19 protein-coding genes and 1 other annotated feature are annotated in these 18,197 nt (G+C 64.5%); of the genes, 10 read left to right on the top strand and 9 right to left on the bottom strand.

The genetic code is table 11. The features are described 5' to 3' along the window. Positions 1–72 precede the first annotated feature (72 nt). Positions 73–984, top strand: coding sequence for a histone deacetylase (locus GV044_RS11425; RefSeq protein ID WP_159869607.1), 912 nt, complete (start codon positions 73–75; stop codon positions 982–984). A 9-nt stretch (positions 985–993) separates the two neighbouring features. On the opposite strand, the gene GV044_RS11420 is transcribed toward GV044_RS11425, so the two are convergent. The 4 genes from GV044_RS11420 to GV044_RS11405 form a co-directional block, all read right to left on the bottom strand. Beyond that, on the bottom strand, positions 994–1,245 hold the full coding sequence (locus GV044_RS11420; protein ID WP_159869604.1) for a hypothetical protein: 252 nt from the start codon (positions 1,243–1,245) through the stop codon (positions 994–996). A 123-nt stretch (positions 1,246–1,368) separates the two neighbouring features. Then, positions 1,369–2,268 carry an exonuclease domain-containing protein gene (locus tag GV044_RS11415; protein WP_159871381.1) on the bottom strand — a complete coding sequence of 300 codons (900 nt, stop codon included), beginning with the start codon at positions 2,266–2,268 and terminating at the stop codon, positions 1,369–1,371. Positions 2,269–2,309: 41 nt separating this feature from the next. Next, positions 2,310–3,398 (bottom strand): DNA polymerase IV, encoded by a 1,089-nt coding sequence (gene dinB / locus GV044_RS11410; RefSeq protein ID WP_159871378.1) that lies wholly within the window; start codon positions 3,396–3,398, stop codon positions 2,310–2,312. 105 nt (positions 3,399–3,503) lie between these two features. Continuing rightward, positions 3,504–3,767, bottom strand: coding sequence for a DksA/TraR family C4-type zinc finger protein (locus tag GV044_RS11405; RefSeq protein ID WP_159869601.1), 264 nt, complete (start codon positions 3,765–3,767; stop codon positions 3,504–3,506). Between the two features lie 235 nt (positions 3,768–4,002). Between GV044_RS11405 and GV044_RS11400 the strand changes: the two genes are divergently transcribed. The 3 genes from GV044_RS11400 (at position 4,003) to GV044_RS11390 (ending at position 6,045) form a co-directional block, all read left to right on the top strand. Continuing rightward, positions 4,003–4,833 (top strand): aldo/keto reductase, encoded by an 831-nt coding sequence (locus tag GV044_RS11400; protein ID WP_159869598.1) that lies wholly within the window; start codon positions 4,003–4,005, stop codon positions 4,831–4,833. A gap of 73 nt (positions 4,834–4,906) precedes the next feature. After that, on the top strand, positions 4,907–5,650 hold the full coding sequence (locus tag GV044_RS11395) for a hypothetical protein (protein WP_159869595.1): 744 nt from the start codon (positions 4,907–4,909) through the stop codon (positions 5,648–5,650). Continuing rightward, on the top strand, positions 5,605–6,045 hold the full coding sequence (locus tag GV044_RS11390; protein WP_159869593.1) for a GGDEF domain-containing protein: 441 nt from the start codon (positions 5,605–5,607) through the stop codon (positions 6,043–6,045). Before GV044_RS11395 ends, GV044_RS11390 begins: the two co-directional genes overlap by 46 nt. Positions 6,046–6,130: 85 nt before the next feature. Here GV044_RS11390 and GV044_RS11385 read toward each other — a convergent pair whose 3' ends face one another. Then, positions 6,131–6,511 carry a helix-turn-helix domain-containing protein gene (locus GV044_RS11385; protein ID WP_159869590.1) on the bottom strand — a complete coding sequence of 127 codons (381 nt, stop codon included), beginning with the start codon at positions 6,509–6,511 and terminating at the stop codon, positions 6,131–6,133. A gap of 91 nt (positions 6,512–6,602) precedes the next feature. Between GV044_RS11385 and GV044_RS11380 the strand changes: the two genes are divergently transcribed. After that, positions 6,603–7,664 carry an SDR family oxidoreductase gene (locus GV044_RS11380; protein WP_159869587.1) on the top strand — a complete coding sequence of 354 codons (1,062 nt, stop codon included), beginning with the start codon at positions 6,603–6,605 and terminating at the stop codon, positions 7,662–7,664. Positions 7,665–7,730: 66 nt separating this feature from the next. On the opposite strand, the gene GV044_RS11375 is transcribed toward GV044_RS11380, so the two are convergent. After that, positions 7,731–9,212, bottom strand: a complete 1,482-nt coding sequence (locus GV044_RS11375; protein ID WP_159869584.1) for a SulP family inorganic anion transporter — start codon at positions 9,210–9,212, stop codon at positions 7,731–7,733. Between the two features lie 60 nt (positions 9,213–9,272). Then, positions 9,273–9,328, bottom strand: a sequence feature (sul1 is cis-regulatory element that is thought to sense ions involved in sulfur or methionine metabolism; They are found in Alphaproteobacteria). Positions 9,329–9,631: 303 nt separating this feature from the next. Between GV044_RS11375 and GV044_RS11370 the strand changes: the two genes are divergently transcribed. Next, a complete protein-coding gene (locus tag GV044_RS11370) occupies positions 9,632–10,753 on the top strand; it encodes an alpha-hydroxy acid oxidase (protein ID WP_236554879.1) in 1,122 nt (373 codons plus the stop codon). A gap of 37 nt (positions 10,754–10,790) precedes the next feature. On the opposite strand, the gene GV044_RS11365 is transcribed toward GV044_RS11370, so the two are convergent. Beyond that, on the bottom strand, positions 10,791–11,501 hold the full coding sequence (locus GV044_RS11365; RefSeq protein ID WP_159869581.1) for an IclR family transcriptional regulator: 711 nt from the start codon (positions 11,499–11,501) through the stop codon (positions 10,791–10,793). A gap of 86 nt (positions 11,502–11,587) precedes the next feature. Between GV044_RS11365 and GV044_RS11360 the strand changes: the two genes are divergently transcribed. Both GV044_RS11360 and GV044_RS11355 read left to right on the top strand, forming a co-directional pair. Next, the gene (locus tag GV044_RS11360) at positions 11,588–12,556 is read left to right on the top strand and encodes a TauD/TfdA family dioxygenase (protein WP_159869578.1); all 969 of its coding nucleotides are present in this window, start codon (positions 11,588–11,590) and stop codon (positions 12,554–12,556) included. A gap of 25 nt (positions 12,557–12,581) precedes the next feature. Continuing rightward, entirely contained in the window at positions 12,582–13,448 is an 867-nt protein-coding gene (locus tag GV044_RS11355) for an alpha/beta fold hydrolase (RefSeq protein WP_236554878.1), read from the top strand. On the opposite strand, the gene GV044_RS11350 is transcribed toward GV044_RS11355, so the two are convergent. Continuing rightward, on the bottom strand, positions 13,438–14,769 hold the full coding sequence (locus GV044_RS11350; RefSeq protein ID WP_159869575.1) for a hypothetical protein: 1,332 nt from the start codon (positions 14,767–14,769) through the stop codon (positions 13,438–13,440). The two genes, GV044_RS11355 and GV044_RS11350, sit on opposite strands and share 11 nt — an antisense overlap. Positions 14,770–14,785: 16 nt before the next feature. Next, positions 14,786–15,259, bottom strand: a complete 474-nt coding sequence (locus GV044_RS11345; protein WP_159869572.1) for a VOC family protein — start codon at positions 15,257–15,259, stop codon at positions 14,786–14,788. Positions 15,260–15,448: 189 nt separating this feature from the next. Between GV044_RS11345 and GV044_RS11340 the strand changes: the two genes are divergently transcribed. Together GV044_RS11340 and GV044_RS11335 are read left to right on the top strand one after the other, a co-directional pair. Further along, a complete protein-coding gene (locus GV044_RS11340; protein ID WP_236554877.1) occupies positions 15,449–16,738 on the top strand; it encodes an amidohydrolase family protein in 1,290 nt (429 codons plus the stop codon). Next, positions 16,735–18,162: an SRPBCC family protein gene (locus GV044_RS11335; RefSeq protein WP_159869566.1), complete on the top strand. Its 1,428-nt coding sequence runs from the start codon at positions 16,735–16,737 to the stop codon at positions 18,160–18,162. Before GV044_RS11340 ends, GV044_RS11335 begins: the two co-directional genes overlap by 4 nt. The last annotated feature ends 35 nt before the right edge of the window (positions 18,163–18,197 follow it).

Below are 18,197 nucleotides of genomic sequence, written 5' to 3'. Positions count from 1 at the left end.
AGCGACACACGTTGCGAAAGCGGCCGTATGTTCAGGTCGACCTGCAGGCTTTCGCGTCCTACCTGAAGCCGCATGCTGCATGTCGTCCATCATCCCGGCTACGTGGTCGACACCGAAGCCACGGGCACTTTCCCGCACGACAAGTATGCGCTGGTCATGCGCATGCTGTCGCAAAGCGGCGTCGCCATGACGATCCACGCGCCCGATATCATGCCGCGAGAATGGCTGGAGGCCGTCCACGACCCGGTCTATGTCGATGAAGTGATCGCTTGCATGGTACCGGCAGCCAAGCAGCGCCGGATCGGCTTCCCAATCGATGAGCGGATTTCCCGACGATCGCAGCTCTCCCCCGGCGGGACATGGCTGGCGGCTAAGCTGGCACTTCAGCACGGGTACGCGGCAAATGCGGCGGGCGGCAGCCACCACGCCCTGGCGGATACCGGCGCGGGCTATTGCGTGTTCAATGACCTGGCGGTCGCTGCCAACAGGCTGATCGAGGAGGGAGACGTCTCGCGCATCCTCATCCTCGACCTCGACGTACACCAGGGCGACGGCACCGCAGCGCTGACTGCAGGGCGTGGGGACATCTTCACGCTCTCCATTCATGCGGAGAAGAACTTTCCGAGCCGCAAGGTGCGCTCGTCTCTGGACGTCGGACTGCCCGATGCGACGGGAGATGCCGGCTATTTGGACGCCTTGGCTGGATCGCTGCCCAACGTCCTCGATCGCTTCGCGCCCGAGCTGATCCTGTTGCAGGCGGGTGTCGACGTGCACGCGGACGACAAGCTGGGCCGGCTCTCCTTGACCGACGAAGGCCTCGCAGGCCGCGATCGCTTCGTGGCTTTAGAGGCAGAACGCCGCGGCATACCCATGGCGAGTACGCTGGGGGGCGGCTATGGCGCGGACCGTGAAGCCGTGGCCTTGCGGCATGCGAGCACGATCCTCACCCTTTCCGCCACGATCGACGCGAGTAATCCCGCCTGATGTTCTGGCTTACTGAGCCGCCTTCTTCTCGGCATCGAGCCGTTCGGCGAGCTTTTCGATCTCATCAGGATTGAGGAGCCAGGTCCGCGTCTTGCGGCCTTCGCGAAACACGGGCCGCGTCAGCAGGATGCGCGCCTGCTCCTTGGCAAATGGCTTAAAAAGCGAGAAGTGCGTCACGCAGTCAAGGATCGATCCGGTCATCGGCGTCTTGCCATCCAGATCGATCAGCGTTGCGGGCTGGTCCCAGGGAATGTCCATCATGGCGCGCGCCTAGTCCGGGCTGCCGTGAATGCAAAGTCGGAATGGACTGCACGGGCACGAGCACGCTCTGAAGAGCGCCTGAAACCGGACGAGCCGACTTGACGCCATCTCAAGAGCAAGCGCTCACTCCGTGCCAGCCGCAGCCTTATGCGTCGAGCCGAAGATCCTGCGCAGCTCTCCCTCAGATACGATCTCGATCGCCGCTCCTCCGCGCTGCAACTCTTCTGCGCGGCGGTGCTCCGCGTGCGCGGTGACAAAGCGACCAAAGGGATGAGTGTCACTGATGACGAGCTTGGTCGTGGTCGCACCGACGCAGGACATGATGCGCGCGCCCGCCGCGGCCAGGGACCGCGCAAGCTGCCCGTCCCGCCCCGCGCCGAGGATCGCCACCCGCTGACCCTTGAGCGGTCCGGTTTCGGCCGCGACCGGAGCCCGGCCGCGGCGTGTGTTGTTCGATGACAGCCACGCCGCGAGCTCGATGCCGGTATGCTCGATGGCGCGCACGATCACCATCCCCGCGGCGCGCGCGTCGCTGAGCGCGTCGTGGTGCTTGTGCCGGACGCCCAGGAACTTGGTCAGCACGTTCAACCGGTGGCTGGGCAGTTCGGGCCATGCCCGCTTGGCCACTCGGACGCTGTCGAGCCACGTGGTCTCGATCACAGCCCGGTCGTGGATCGCGCAGGCAGCCCCGAGTGCACCTTTGTCGAAGAACGAATGCGCGACGGTGATCCGGCTGGAGAGGTGCCGGTCGATCACTGCGTGGATCTGGCCGAAGTGCGGTGCTCCGACGACGTGGTCGCTGGTGATGCCGTGGATGCGCGTGTTGAACGATGAGAAGTGGTCGAGCGGGTCGACCAAAGTCTCGTACTCGAACACCTCCACACCGTTCCTGAAGCCGACGATCCCGATCTGGCAGATGCTGCTGACGCGGGAACAGGCGGTCTCCACATCGACAACCACGAAATCGGGCGTGACCGCATCGGACGAGGCCGAACCGACGGGATCAGGCGCTGGCGTCCTCATCTCCGCCTCGCCGCCCGGCGTTGCCCTCAACACGCCATGCGTCACGCGGCTGCCTGGGCAAACATCGGCAGCTCGCTCTCTGGCTCGGTTTGCAGCTCCGAGAAGTTGGACACCGTCACGCCGACAAGCCGGATGCCCTTCGGCGTGGGCAGCACCGACCTGATCAGATCGAGCGCCAACCGGTTGAGGGCCTCTGACGTCGCGAGCGGCCCAGGCTGGCTGCGGCTGCGGGTGATCTGCTGAAAGTCGCCGTACTTGACCTTGACCGTCACAGTGCGGCCGAAGGTCTGCCGCGCCTCGCACCAGCGCCACACGTCATCTGCCATCCGCAGCACACCCGCTTCGATCTCGCTCGGCTCTGTCAGGTCGCGATCGAAGGTCGTCTCGGAGCCGGATGACTTTCGCACGCGGTTGGGATTGACCGGCCGCTCGTCCTCGCCACGCGCGATCGCATGATACCACTCGGCAGAGCTGCCGAAGTGCGCTTGCAGGAACTCCATCGACTTCGCGCGCAGATCCGCTCCAGTCTCGATGCCGAGCCGCTTCATCTTCTGCGCGGTCACTGGCCCGACACCATGGAAACGGCTGACCGGGATGGTCTCGACCCAAGCCGCACCCATGTCCGGCGTTACCGCGAACTGGCCGTTGGGCTTGCGATGATCGGACGCCAGCTTGGCCAGGAACTTGTTGTACGAGATACCGGCCGATGCGGTCAGGCCAGTTTCAGCCAAGATCGCAGCACGGATCTCCTTGGCTGTAAGCCAGGCGGTTTCGATCCTGCGCTTGTTGACGGTCACATCAAGGTACGCCTCATCCAGCGAGAGAGGCTGGATCAGGTCGGTGTACCGCGAGAACACCTCGTGCACCTGGCGAGAGACGTCGCGGTAAACCTCGAACCTGGGCGGCACGAACACCAGATCCGGACAACGTCGCAGCGCGGTCACCGATGGCAGGGCGGACCGCACGCCGAACTGCCGCGCTTCATAGCTTGCCGCTGCCACGACGCCACGCGCGGCGGCATGACCGACCGCCACTGGACGCCCGCGCAGTGACGGATTGTCGCGCTGCTCCACGGACGCAAAGAATGCGTCCATGTCGACATGGATGATCTTGCGGGTGACGGCGATCATCACCTGATCATACGGGATCAGGAACGAAGTGGGAACACGGAAAAAGCCGTTCTGCCCCTTCAAACGTGCGAACTGCTGCTAGCCGCTTTGATGCAGCCACGGCGGTCAGCGCAACTGGCTGTCCTTGCTGCCCCGCCGATTTATGCTCGAGTGGATGACCGCCTTGTCGCGTTCGCTCTGACAGGAGACGCAGGTCCGCACGCCAGGCAATGCTTCCCGTCGGCGCTTTGGGATGCGTTCGCCGCAATCCTCGCAGTGTTCCAGCCCGTCTCCGCCCGGAAGCCGTGCACGTGCGCTCCGGACGGCATCGGTGACCGTGTCGTCGATCTGATCCTGTACTGCCCCATCGCGCGACCATCCGCCGGCCATGGCTCTCTCCTCACGATCCTGCCGTTGTCATCACCAGCAACGCATAGGATCGTGCGCTGGTTCAACACAGCGTCTAGCGTGTTCGCAGCAAGCTTTGCTCCACCGGCTGGCAACTGCGATCAATCCACTATTGAAAACCCTTTGCGGCGTCGACTTCTCGCGATTGGCCCTGTCGGGAGAACCAGAGACCCGCTCGGCGCGTTGGGCTGCGAGTGAACTATCCGGCGAGACAATCATGAAGACAGTGCTCCTTCCCGGCGGCGAGAGAGTACCCGCGCTCGGCCAGGGCACCTGGATGATCGGCGAGCGTAGAGATCAGCGAGCGGCCGAGATCGCGGCACTGCGCACGGGCGTGGAACTGGGCATGACGCTGATCGATACTGCCGAGATGTATGGCGAGGGCGCGGCAGAGACGCTTGTCTCCGAGGCACTCGGGCCCATGCGCGAGACGCTGTTCCTGGTCAGCAAGGCCTATCCGCAGAACGCCTCGCGCAAGCGCCTGCCTCTTGCCTGCGAAGCCAGCTTGAAGCGGCTCGGCACCGACCGGATCGACTTGTATCTCCTGCACTGGCGCGGCTCTGTCCCCCTTGGCGAAACAGTGGAGGCGATGGAGGCGCTCAAGAGAGCCGGGAAGATACGTCATTGGGGCGTCAGCAACCTCGACACGGATGACATGGAGGAACTCGTCGCAGTGGGAGGCGACGCCTGCACTACCGACCAGATCCTGTACAACCTGACGAGACGGGGGCCCGAGCACGACCTGCTGCCCTGGCTGCAGGATCATCGCATGCCCATCATGGCATACAGCCCTGTCGAGCAGGGAAGGCTGCTTGGGCACCCTGCCCTCATCGACGGGGCCCAGCGGATGGATGCCACCCCGGCGCAAGTTGCGCTTGCCTGGACGATGCAGCAGCAGGGCGTCATTGCCATCCCCAAGGCCGGCACCGTGGAACATGTCCGCGAAAACCGCGCCGCCGCCGACCTCGAACTACCTGACGCGGTCATCGCCGCGTTGGACGCTGCCTTTCCGCGACCGCGCGAGCGCCGGCCGCTCGAGATGCTCTGAGGCATCCGCATGACCATAGCCTGCGCAACATAGAAGCCTTCTTAAGCAATCGCGCGTATGTCGGCTGCGCGATATGTTCATCTCTCTCGATCTTGCCACTTTGCGCCTCTGCAGCGTGCTCGCGTGCGTCACGTTCGTCATCATCTTCGTAGCGCTTTGGCGGGGACGCAAAGATCAGCTGCACCATGCACACTGGGCGGCGAGCCTGCTCCTCTACTGCGTTGCGCTTGCCGGCCTCGAATGGATCTACCTGCCCGACGCCGTGCTGATCCGGGCCCTGCTCTTGGCCGCACTGACCGCGTCCAATATCCCGGTGGTGACCGGCGTCCGCCTGTTCGCCAAGCAGCCGCTGTGGCGCTGGTGGATGGCGGTGCCGCCGCTGGCGACAATGATCGGCTTCCTGCTGCCTCACCTTGCCCGCACGACGGATATCCATCTGCCGGCTCAGAGCGAACAAGTGCTGGCCACCCTCGGTCTCGCGTTCGGCATGGGCCTATTCGGGCTCGACATCATCCGGCAATCCCGCCGAGCGATGCCGCAGGGATATGGCGGACCCATCGCGGGATCTGCGATGTTGGCGTACATCCCCTGCTACCTTTACGTGATCGCAGGCGAGGTCCTGGATCTGGCCACGCCCAGCACGCTGGCGATTGCCGCTCCGCTTTCGGATCAATCGTTGCTCATGCTGCTCAACTTGAGCCTGATCGCGATGCTGCCGAGGCTGCTCTGGCCGCACTGCGTGAGAGCACGTGGCGCGACGGCCTCACCAGAGTGTACAACCGCGCCTGGCTGGCGAGCAACGAGCACGCACTCCTGAAAGCCGGAACCTGGCTGGCCCACATCGACGTCGATCATTTCAAGTCCATCAACGACCGGTTCGGCCATGCCGCAGGAGACGCCGCGCTAGTCGGTCTGGCGCAGGCGCTGACCTCGGCGACGCAGGAGAGCAAGGCGCTTCGTCCGGGGCACGTCGTGCGCATGGGTGGCGACGAGTTCCTGGTGATCATGCCCGAGGCATCGTTGCTTACGGCGCAGCGCCTTGCACAAAACGCGAGGGCGGCGATCAGTCGCCCGGGCCCGTTCGAGTACACGGTAAGCACCGGGCTGGCCGTCATAGAGCCGCACGACACGTCGTTCACCGACGCAATCGACCGTGCCGACCGGCAATTGTATGCAGCGAAGCTGGCCGGCCGCGACCGCGTAGCAGCCTAGGCCCGATTTCACCCCTTGCAGCTGCTGACGTGAAGCCGCCATTTGGGACAGGTCTTCCGCTCAAGGGAGCATCGCCGTGGTAGGGCTAAGTGCGACGTGAGCTGGGGCGGGCCTTGAGACGGTCCAGCGCGTCGGCGTTGTCACGGCCCCAGGCGTAGAGCAATTCGACAGGCTCCACGAAGCGCCGGCCCAAGTTCGTCAGGCGGTACTCGACCATCGGCGGTAGTGTGCTCTGGACATGTCGGCTCAGCAGGCCGCTCGCTTCCATGTCGCGCACCGTTTGGGTCAACATCTTCTTGGAAATGCCCGGGACGCTGCGTTGAAGCATGCCCGTGCGGGCGACACCGTCGTGGCGGGCATGCAGCGTGTGCAGCACCATGCTGGTCCACTTGGTGGCGAACAGCTCCAGCACCCGGCGCGGCGCACAATCTTCTCTCCACTCTTCATCCGGCGTTCCGGGCTGCATGTGGTTACCTTCTGGTTCCTGGGGGTGCGAATGGTGCCGTCTAGAATCGCGGGACTTTCGTGCCTAGCTCCAGCTTTGATTGGAGAACATGATGACGAAGACGGCATTGGTGGTTGGCGCGAGCGGGATCGTCGGCAGCGCGACATCGACCTTGTTGGCAGCGCAGGGCTGGTCGGTCCACGGTCTTGCACGGCGCCCCGCAGGCCAGGCCGGCGTCCAGCCGATCGCAGCGGACCTTCAGGACGCGACTGCGACCGCTGCGGCGTTGCGCGATCTCAATCCCGATGCGGTGTTCATCACCACCTGGTTGCGCCAGGACAGCGAGGCGGAGAACATCCGCGTGAACTCCGCCATGGTGCGCAATCTGCTGGACGCTCTTCCAAAGCCTTCGGTGCCGCGGCACGTGGCGCTGGTCACCGGCCTCAAGCACTACCTCGGCCCCTTCGAGGCGTACGGCAAAGGCACGCTGCCGCAGACGCCGTTCCGTGAGGAACAGGGACGGCTCGACGTCGAGAACTTCTACTACGCCCAGGAAGACGAGGTGTTCGCCGCTGCAGCGCGCGATGGCTTCACCTGGAGCGTGCACCGTCCGCACACCGTGATCGGCATGGCCGTAGGCAACGCCATGAACATGGGCACGACGCTGGCCGTCTATGCGACACTCTGCCGCGAGAAAGGGCGGCCCTTCACGTTCCCCGGCTCGGCCGCGCAATGGTCGGGGCTCACCGACATGACGGACGCGGGTCAGCTTGCCCGGCACCTGATCTGGGCTGCGGAGACAGAGACAGCGCACGATCAGGCGTTCAACGTCGTCAACGGCGACATCTTCCGCTGGCAATGGATGTGGGAGCGCATCGCCCGATGGTTCGAGGTAGAAGCGGCGCCGTTCGACGGCACCGTTCGTCCGCTCGAGCAGCAGATGGCGGAGGACGCCGCACTGTGGCGCGAGATCGCCTTGCGCGAGGGCTTGGCCGAACCTGATCTCGGCCGCCTTGCCTCACCTTGGCACACCGACGCCGACCTTGGCCGGCCGATCGAGGTGGTCACCGACATGAGCAAGAGCCGGCGGCTGGGCTTCACTGCATATCAGCCGACCGATGATGCGTTCTTCGCGTTGTTCGAGCGGCTGCGGGCTGAGCGACTGATCCCCTGAAGCGTGCGATGACCTGCTTCCAGGCATCGAGGTAGCTTCTGCGATTACCCGGGAGCCGCCAGGCATTCAGGTCGCCGGCTGCCGCAGCAGCGGTGCGTGGCGGTCCACGAGGACGGCACTCGCCTCGTTCAAGCCGACGACCTCGACCTCGATGCCATGGCGGCGCATGGTCGAGGTGACATCCTCGAGCGCGCCGACCGCTGTGATGTCCCACAAGTGCGCATTCGTCAGGTCGATGAGGACGCGCCGTGCCGGGTCGCGAAGGTCGAAGCGATCGGCGAAGATCTCGGCGCTGGCGAAGAAGACCTGTCCCGACACCGTGTAGATGCGGGTGTCGCTCGAAGGATCGTACTCGACGTGCACGGCCATGAGCCGGGTGACCTTGAATGCGAAGAACACACCGCTCAGAAGGACGCCGACGGCGACCCCGGCCGAGAGGTCGTGCGTCGCCACGGTGACCGCCACCGTCGCCAGCATGACGACACCGGAGACCTTAGGATGGCGTGCAAGGTCGCGCAGCGATCCCCAGGAGAAGGTGCTGACCGACACCATGATCATGATCGCGACTAGGGCCGCCACCGGCACTTGCGCGACCCATGGACGCAGCGGGACCATGACGATCAGCAGAAACACTCCGGCGACCAGGGTCGACAAGCGGCCACGGCCGCCATAGCGCACGTTGCCGACCGTCTGCCCGATCATCCCGCACCCGGCGATGCCACCGAACAGCCCGGCCGCAACATTGGCCAGACCCAGGCCCGTGCACTCCCGTGCCTTCGAGCTGGTGCTCTCCGTCAGGTCGTCGACGACACGGGCGGTCATCATCGATTCCAACAATCCTACCGCGGCCATCGCGAACGCGTAAGGAGCGATGATCGTCAGGGTGGCGATGTCGATCGGAACCTGGGGCCATGCCAGAGAAGGCAGCGAGCCAGGCAGTCGTCCAAGGTCGCCGACCACGCGCAACGGCATGGGGAAAACGACGCTGATGACCGTCAGCACGACGACGCAGATGAGCGGGGACGGGATCGCCGAGGTCAATTTCGGCAGGAGGTAGATGATGGCGAGCCCCAAAGCGATCATGGCATAGGTCTGCCACGCCACACCCAGCATCTGTGGCATCTGCGCCGAGAAGATCAGGATCGCCAGAGCGTTAACGAAGCCCGTCCGCACCGACCGGGAAACGAAGCGCATCAGCACGTCGAGCTTCAGCAGGCCGAAGACGATCTGCAAGACGCCGGCGAGTAGCGTCGCCGCCAGCAAGTACGACAGCCCGTGAGCATGGACGAGCGCGGCAGCCACGAGGGCGACCGAGCCGGCTGCTCCAGAGATCATCGCCGGCCGTCCTCCCGCGAATGCGATGACAATGCCGATGACGAAGGAGGCGAACAGACCCACTTCGGGGTCCACGCCGGCGACGAACGAAAACGCGATGACTTCGGGAATGAGGGCGAAGGTGCCGACCATACCGGCCAGGATGTCACGCCGGGCGGCATGCGCGCCATCGAACCACTCGGCACGATAGCGAGAAAGGGATTGGGTGTTCATGTATTGATCCGCATTCACAGCAACCGTTGTGCCGCCGGGGCATGATGTCGGATGCAGGTGCGTTGTCCGGCGGATTGGCGGCCGGAATAGCCACCCGGAGTCTCACCGGGTCCAAGCGAATGCCGCCAAGTAGCGCTGGTCGCCGGCACACGCAACCATGTGCGAGTAAGGGCCGGAAAACGGCAGGTGGCCTCGCTCCCGTTGGTCCGGCGCGGGCACCGCGTTGCTGACCTGCCGTGGCACAGTCCCGATCACCGGGCATATTCTTCTAGCCGCATTGCACACCCGAAACGATCGCCGATGGCGCCTCCAAAGTGTAAAATTTCGCTTGGCGTTATGCAGGTCGCCGGCATCATGATCGAAGGGGATCGCACCTGACGCAGCTTCAACGTGCTAACAATGTCGCCGACATCCGGCTGATGGCCCGGCGCCGTTTGCCACGGCCGATCTTCGACTACATCGATGGCGGCGCTGACGATGAAGTCTCGTTGCGGCGCAACGTCGATGCCTTCGCACATTACGAGCTTCTGCCCGACGTGCTGAACGACGTGTCGGCGATCCGGACGGGCACCACCATCTTCGGCCAACCCTCGCGCTGGCCGCTGATGCTGTCGCCGACGGGTTTGACCCGCATGTTTCACGGCGATGCCGAGCTTGCGGTCGCAAAGGCCGCGGAACGGCACGGGCTCATCTACAGCTTGTCGACCATGGGCACGACCCGGCTCGAGGATCTGGCGCAAGCCTACGCCGGGCCGAAGGTGTTCCAGATCTACATCTTCAAGGATCGCGGCCTCACCGCCGAGTTCGTGGCCCGCTGCAGGGACGCGGGCTTCCACGGTCTCGCACTCACTGTCGACACGCCGGTCGCCGGCAATCGCGAGCGCGACCGGGTGAGCGGGCTGTCGCTGCCTCCCAAGCTTACCCTTAGATCCATGCTCAGCTTCGCGCTCCACCCCTCCTGGTCCATTCCCGCCTTGACAGGATCTAAGTTCGACCTCGCGAACGTCAGCCACAAGGTGGATGCGCTGGCGTCAGGTCCCATGAGCCTCTTCGACTATATCGGAGGGCAGTTCGACCGATCCGTCAGCTGGCGCGATGTCGAGTGGCTAGCAGGCGAGTGGAACGGTCCGCTCGCCATCAAGGGCGTGATGACGCCCGAGGACGCTCGCCGGTCGGTCGCGTCAGGAGCGACCGGCGTGATCGTCTCCAATCATGGCGGCCGCCAGCTGGACGGCGCACCCGCACCCGTCGATCAGATTGCCGCCGTGCGCGAGGCCGTGGGCGATGCACCCGACGTCATCTGCGACGGTGGCATCCGGCGCGGTTCGGACATCGTCAAAGCAATCGCACTGGGCGCAACCGCCTGTTCGATCGGTCGCCCTTATCTCTATGGCCTCGCGGCAGGCGGAGAGGCAGGAGTAGACCGCGTGCTGACGCTGTTGACCGAAGAGTTCGAGCGCACCCTGGCGCTTGCAGGGGTAAACGACGTTGCGTCGCTGGCTCGCCGTCATGTTCGCTCGCCGGCCAGACACGACGGGTGAAACCGGTACGCGCAGGCCTACACCGGACAGTCCGGCATCACATCTCACTTCCCAGTGTCCGCACCGCCTCGACCAGTTGCAAGCCGATGCGCTCTCGTCGTTCTTGATCGAGCCGTTCGGCCGGGGCTGTGACCACCAAGGCTCCGAGCGGACGATCGCCCGTGTCCAGGATAGCAGATGCGATGGCGACGGCGCCGGCCACGATATCGCCGTCGTTCACGGCGAAGCCTAGCAAGCGCGTGTGGGCGAACTGGTCGAGCAGTTCCTTCGTCGGGTCCGCTCCCAGCAAGCGTCTTTGCTCGGCTGCGCCCATGTAGGGTAGCACGGCGCGCGCGGTCGCGCTGCCGCGCGTGGGCACGACCAGACCGATTGGTGGAACCGTACGCAGCACCTGCGGGCTTTCCAGGGCGTCGATGACGACGAAGTTCTCGCCATCGGGCACCGTCAGATAGGTCGTCTCGCCCGTAGAAGATCGCAGGGCTTCGAGAACCGGGCGCGCACGCTGCCGCAGATCGTTGCTGGAGTGCGGCGTGCGCGCGAGTGTCAGGATACGCGGCGTCAACTCCCACCCCGATTGAGCCGCGCGGATCCAGCCGGCGTCCGCCAAGGTCATGAGATCGCGCTGCACCGCGCTTTTGTCGGCTTCAAGCAAGCGGGCCAAGGCGCTCACGCCAATGGGCTGCGAAGCCGCGACGGCTTCGAAGACTTCCAGCATGCGCCGACCACTCGAACCGCGCTTGACCGGCACTACCGCACTCCTGTATGCGTGTTACTATACAACACAACGTGTTACTATGTGACACACTTAGGTGGCGAGTGCAAGGAGAGTGTCGTATGTCCGACTCTAAGGCCTTTACAGTGGAGCCTCTGCAGCAAGGGCTGACCTTCGGCATCCGGATCGGCAAACTCGATAGAGCACAGCTGGATGACCCGGCCGTTCGCAAGCAGATCGATGATCTCTTTATCGAGCACGGCATGATCGTGTTCGAGGATGTCGAACAGACGGACGAGATGCAGCTCGCGATCAGCAGCTGCTTCGGTCCGCTCAAGGAACACCCGGTAAAGGCGGTTAGCCGTGTCGATTCCAGCCGCTTGCCCGGCGTGATCGAGATCCGCAGCCGCCGCGGCCAGGGCATCGTCGAAGTCGATGGCCAGCAGCTTTCCCACTGGCTGCCGTGGCACTTCGATCACTGCTATAACGACGAACTGAACCGCGCCGGCGTGCTGCGTTCGGTCGAACGCGTCGAGGAAGGCGGCATCACCGGCTTTCTGGACGGTGTCGCGCTCTACCGGATGTTCCCCGAAGATCTCCGGGTTCGGATCGAGGGCACCGAAGTGGTCTACAAGCTCGCGACCCAATACGACCAGCTCAAGTTCGGCAAGCCGGCGCAGTACCGCATGGTCGAGCCCAAGCCGATCCCCGCTTCGTTCTATGAGCAGGTCGCCAAGATGTCTCGCGCCATCCACCCGGCGGTCTGGGCCCGCCCGACAGGCGAAAAGGTGCTGCACGTCTCGGCCTACATGGCGGAAGGGCTAGTCGAAAACGAGACTGCCGAGGGTGACGAGCTGCTCGAAGCAGTCTGCCAGGAAATCAACCGCATCGGCGCAAGCTGCAGCTATCACCACAAATGGAGCGAGGGCGACATGGTGATCTGGGACAACACCCGCATGCTCCACTGTGTCTCGGGCAACAACCCGGACGAGGAGCGGCTGATGTATCGCACGACCATCGCCGGCGACTACAAGCTGGGCCGCTGGGAGACCACGCCCGTGGAGCCGGTGAACGCCGACGCCATGGCCTGACGTTCCAGAACAGCGGAGATCACCCTTGGCGAAGATCGAAGTCGACGGCCTGATGCTCGACTATGAGCTGATCGGTGACGAAGGTGCGCCGCCGCTGGTGATCACACCGGGCGGCCGCTACGCGCGCGACACGGCGGGAGTGCCCGAACTGGGCGCCCAGTTGGCCGAAGCGGGGTATCGCGTGCTGTTGTGGGACCGCCCCGGATGCGGCGCTTCGGACATCGCCTTTACCGCGCCATCGGAGTCGGTGATGAACGCGCAGGCTCTGGTCGGACTGATCGAAGCGCTGGACCTGAAGGATATCCGCATGGCCGGGGGCTCGGCCGGATCGCGGGTGACCTTGATGGCGGCCGCGCGCATGCCGCAGAACGTGCGCAAGATCGCGATCTGGTGGCTGAGCGGCGGTCCGGTCGGCTTGGCCGGCCTCGCCTGGTTCTACTGCGGTGACCAGATCACCGCAGCATCGAGGGGCGGCATGGAAGCGGTGGTGCAGCTGCCAAGCTGGGCCGACCAGATCGCGCGCAATCCGAAGATCCGCGACATCCTTTTGGCGCAGGACGCCGACACCTTCATCGAGACCATGCAGCGCTGGGCCCAGGCTTTCGGCTACCGTGACGATACTCCGATGCCGGGCCTGAGTGCGCAGGACTTCGCTGCCCTGACAATGCCGGTCATGACCTTCCGTTCGGGCAAGAGCGACATGGCACATACGCGGCGCACCTCCGAATGGGTGCACGAGCTGCTGCCGAACTCCACGATGGTCGAGCCCCCATGGCGCGAGGACGAGTGGAACTACGTGTCGACTTTCCCGATGGACCCGGCGAACCGCCGCGGCCGGTTCGAGCGCTGGCCCCTGCTCACGCCCATGCTGGCCGAGTTCTTCAGCGGCTGACCTCTTCGCTCGCTGCGTCCAGCACGCCATCGAGCGCATGCTGGAAGTCCGACTTGGACCAGAGCGTGAGCAGGACCGTGTAGATGTGCAGGACGGTGCGCGCGCCCTCGTCGTCGACGATTTGCGGGTCGAGCGGACCGCTGGCCTGCGACGCACCCGGCACGCGCAGCCGTACGGCTTTGTGTAAAGCCAGCACGCGAGCAACGCCCATGACTGCGACGTGGACGAAGAAGTGCTGCTTCAGCCGATCCGCCTCGACGACCGGTCCGCCATGCACCCGATATTGGTCGGCAAACAGGGCGATCAGCCCATCGACATCGTTGCTGGCGATGTCCAGGTGCGCCGCGCTGAGGCAGCCCCACAGGGCCGCGCCGAAGGTGATTTGCGACACCCGGCCCCAGTCCATCAGACCACACTGGAGCACGCCCTGCCCGTCTCGCCAGAACCACGCGTTGTCGATGTGCGCGTTCCAGTGGCACAGGGCAACAAGGTCGCGATCGGCGACCAGGTATTCGGTCAGCCGAGTGCCATGCTCGCGGATCCGCAAGGCATGGGCCAGAACGCGGTCGTAGAGCTCGGGCGCTCGCAGCTCGGACGGTAGTAGCTGCGGCAGATCGAGCGCGAACTGCCGCCCGCCATCTACCACCTTGCGCAGCGCCGCCTCGTCGTACGCGATCGGATCGGGCCCCGCCTTGTCGAGGTCCAGGGGGAAACGCTGCTCGATATCGTCCGTGAGCTGCCCTGCCTTGTGCGCCGCGGCGAGGCGCGCGAGAGCCGTGATCAGCGCCTGATAGTAGGGCAGCGGATCGTCGATCCGGTGATCGCAGCATTTCTCGTGCTGCGGCTCGATCCCGTCCCGACCAAAGGCCACTCGCTCGGTGATGAGCAATCCGGTGCCGCTCGCATGCTCAAAGTCGCCGAAGTACGCAGTCGGCACGCGGATCGGAAAATTTGGCGCGCGAGATACCGGCGCGAAGCGGGCTTCGCTCTCCATCTCGTAGCGGGCATGGTCGCGCCGGCTGTCGGCGAAATCGCGCGAGAACTTGACGAAGAGATCACGCGCAAGGCCCGGCTGGTCAAAAGCGTACTCGACCGACAGGAACAGCTTGTGCCCGGTACTTCCACCTGGGCACGGGTCCAGCCGAACGATCCGCGTCACGCTGTTCGCTGGCGAGATCGAGCCGAACGCGCGGAACGCCTCGGTCAGGAAAGCCTCGCCGCCACGACGGAACGCCGCTTCGTGCGCAGGCATCAGGATGCCGGTGTCGTCCCCGCGCGCGTGGTCGATCGCCTCCGCCGTCAGTGTGCCCGAACCGCTCATCCGATTGCGCCCCCGATCACTCCGTTACCGGGAGCATGTCGAGGCGGAAGTCGCAATGTTCGGCGGTCTGCTGCAGCTCGATCACATTGCCTTCCGGATCGCGGCCGTAGACCGATTTCACGTGGCCCATGTCGATCGGAGCGGGCGCGCCAAAGGTCATGCCGAGGCCTTTCAGACGCTCGTACTCGCCTTCGATGTCGCTGGCGATGTCCACGCAGAAGTGGGTGTAGCCCTTGTCGTATGGCGTCGAAGGCTCTGTCCTGCCCTGCGGCGCCTGGAACTCGAACATTTCGATGTAGCAGCTGCCGGCCCGCAGCATGGCGCCTCGCGCCGCGGAGCCTTTCACGTCGATCAGGCTGTCGAGAACAGGTTCATCCTTCCAGCTGAACTGTTCGCCCACCACTTCGAACCCGAACGCATCCCTATAGAAAGCGATCATCCGATCCAGGTCGTGAACGTGGATCGAGACATGGTGGATTCCTCTGATCATGGCGGGCTCTCCGGGGTCTGCATGCGGTGAGGTGCCGGAGCGCCCGACCCGGAACAACACCGCCGGCGCCCACTGGCATGGGCAGACAAGTCGCGGTGCATATCACGTCATCGGGCGCGCGCTCGGGAAGCAGTAAAGCGAAATGCTGCAAGGCGAATGGTAGAGAGGGCCGGTCCAATGGGCAGCATAATGATCCGGGGCGCCAGCATCTGGGACGCGACCGGCGGCGATCCGTTTGCCGGTGACGTGCTCATCGAAGGCAACCGCATCCGCTCCGTATCCCGCGGTTCGGGCGGCCTTGCGCAGGACGGGGCCGAGATCGTCGATGGCACCGGACTGTTCCTCATGCCGGGCATGACCGAAGGGCATGCTCACCTCTCGTTCGAGAACGTCACGCGTACCGAGGATCTGATCACCCCATCGCCAGAGCAGCAGGTGTTCACCGCCGCACGGGGCGCCAAGGCGCTGCTCGATGCCGGCTTTACCAGTGCCTATGGCGCCTCCGAAGCCAAGCTGCGGCTGGCGGTTGCGGTGCGTGACGAGGTGAACGCCGGACGCCTGCCCGGCCCCCGCATCCGCGCCGGCGGGCTGGAGATCAGCGTCACCGGGGCGATGGGTGACGAGGGTAAGGAGCATGATCCTCGCAGCGGTGGCCCGGCCACCATCGTCGACGGCGTGGAGGAGATGCGTCGCGCGGTACGGCTGCACTGCCGCGAGGGCGTGGACAACATCAAGCTCGATGTATCCGGCGACCCGTTCTACCCCTCGACGCCAGGCCATACCACGCCGATGACCTTCGAGGAAATTCGCGTCGCTGCGGAGACGGCGCATGCCTATGGCCGCAAGATCAATGCGCACACCCGCTCGATCGAGGGATCGAAGGCGTGCATTCGGGCTGGCGTGGACGGCCTGTTCCATTGCGAGTATTCGGACGACGAACTGCTCGACATGATGGAGGAGGCCCGGGATCGGATCTTCATCGTGCCGACCGTTGGTCTGTTCCACCAAATCCTCCAGGGCGAGGCTTCGGCACACGGGCTTACGCCTGAGGTCGGCGGCTACATGAACATTCCCGAGCTGATGGAGAACTCCATCCGCACGCACACCGAGCTACGCAAGCGCGGCGTGCGCCACCTGATCGGCGGCGACTATGGCTTCGGCTGGAGCAAGCAGGGCGAGCAGGCCCGCGACCTGCAGTTCTTCGTCGAGTACTACGGCTACAGCCCGGCCGACGCCCTCGTATGCGCCACGCGCAATGGTGGGCTGGCGATGCGCCCCGAAGGCGATCTCGGCACCCTGACCGACGGGGCTTTGGCCGACATGATCCTGGTGGACGGCAATCCTCTGGCGGATGTCGCCGTGCTGTCAGACCACTCCAAGCTCGTCCTGATCATGAAGGACGGGCAGATCCACAAGAATGAGAGCGCCAGCAGGGTCACCAAACCCGCGGCCGCGCGGAACCTGGAGAACGTGGGATGAATTTCGAGACCGGCACCATCGCGCCCAAGCCTGCCGTATTGGGAGAGGCGCGCTGCCCTGCGGAAAGCACCCAGGAAATTATCGCCCGCGACAAGGTGCCCGCTCCGGAGTGGGCCCGTTCGGAATCTTACGAGTACCTGGGCAGTCAGGACGTTTCGAAGGACCGCTACGTCGATCCCGAGTTCCAGAAGAAGGAATTCGATCGGCTGTGGACGCGCACCTGGCAGATGGCCTGCCGCGAGGAGCACATTCCCGAAGTCGGCGATTATTACGTCTACGACATCGGTCCCTACAGCTTCATCGTCACGCGCGTGGCCGAGAACGAGATCAAGGCGCACTTCAACGCCTGCCTCCATCGCGGCACCAAGCTGAAGCCGTCCAACACGACGGGCTCTGGCAACCAGATCAAGTGCCCGTTCCACGGCTGGAGCTGGAACCTCGATGGCACCAATAAGACCATCCCATGCCAGTGGGACTTCGCGCATGTCGACAAGGAGCGCATGCGACTGCCGGATGCGAGGGTCGAAGTGCTGGGCGGTTTCGTATTCATCAACATGGACCCGAACGCGCCACCGCTGGCGGAGTACTTCGGCCCCGAGATCATGAAGCACTTTGCGGCATGGCGGCTGGAAGACCGGTATATCTACCTGCACGTGCAGAAGAGCTATCCGGCCAACTGGAAGTTGACCGTCGAGGCGTTCCAAGAGGCCTACCACGTCGGCGACACCCACCCGCAGGTTCAACCTGCCAATGGCGATGTGAACTCGCAATACGATGTCTACGGCGAGCACGTGAACCGATTCATCTCGACGCTCGGCGTAGTCAGTCCGATGCTGGAGGGCAAGTACACCGAGCAGGACATCATCGAGAACTTCACGATGGGCGATAGCTCCGCAATGGGTGGTGCCAAGCCGCAACTGAAAGAGGGCGAGCGCGCCCGGCAGGTGGTCGCGGACATGTTCCGGTCGATGTTCGAGCAGGCGGCAAACACCGACCTCAGCCACGTGTCCGACACCGAGCTGCTGGACACATACTCCTACACGATGTTCCCGAACCTCTACGTCTTCCCGGGTATCTCGCTGCCGATGCTCTACCGCTTCCGCCCGGACGCGCGCGATCACCGGCGGTGCATCTACGAAGTCATGTTCATGCGGCCGATCCCCAAGGATGGACCGCGGCCCGAGACCGCAGAGGTCGAGATCCTCGACGACGACCAGTCGTTCGCGGAGGCGGAGGGCATGGACCCGGGCTTTGGTCGCATCCTCGACCAGGACACGGACAACCTCTACGCCCAGCAAGAGGGTCTAGAAGCCAGCGCCAAGCCCGGCATTACGCTCGCCAACTACCAGGAAATCCGGATTCGCCACTTCGAGGCCGCAGTCGACAAGTACATGGCGATGGAGCCCTACAAGCCGGAATGGTGACCCGAACGGAAGGCACACTTGTCCGCCATGGCTAG

The sequence above is a fragment of the Novosphingobium sp. 9U genome, from assembly GCF_902506425.1.
In the GTDB taxonomy this organism is placed as follows: domain Bacteria; phylum Pseudomonadota; class Alphaproteobacteria; order Sphingomonadales; family Sphingomonadaceae; genus Novosphingobium.
This window is presented reverse-complemented; position numbering and strand designations above follow the sequence as displayed.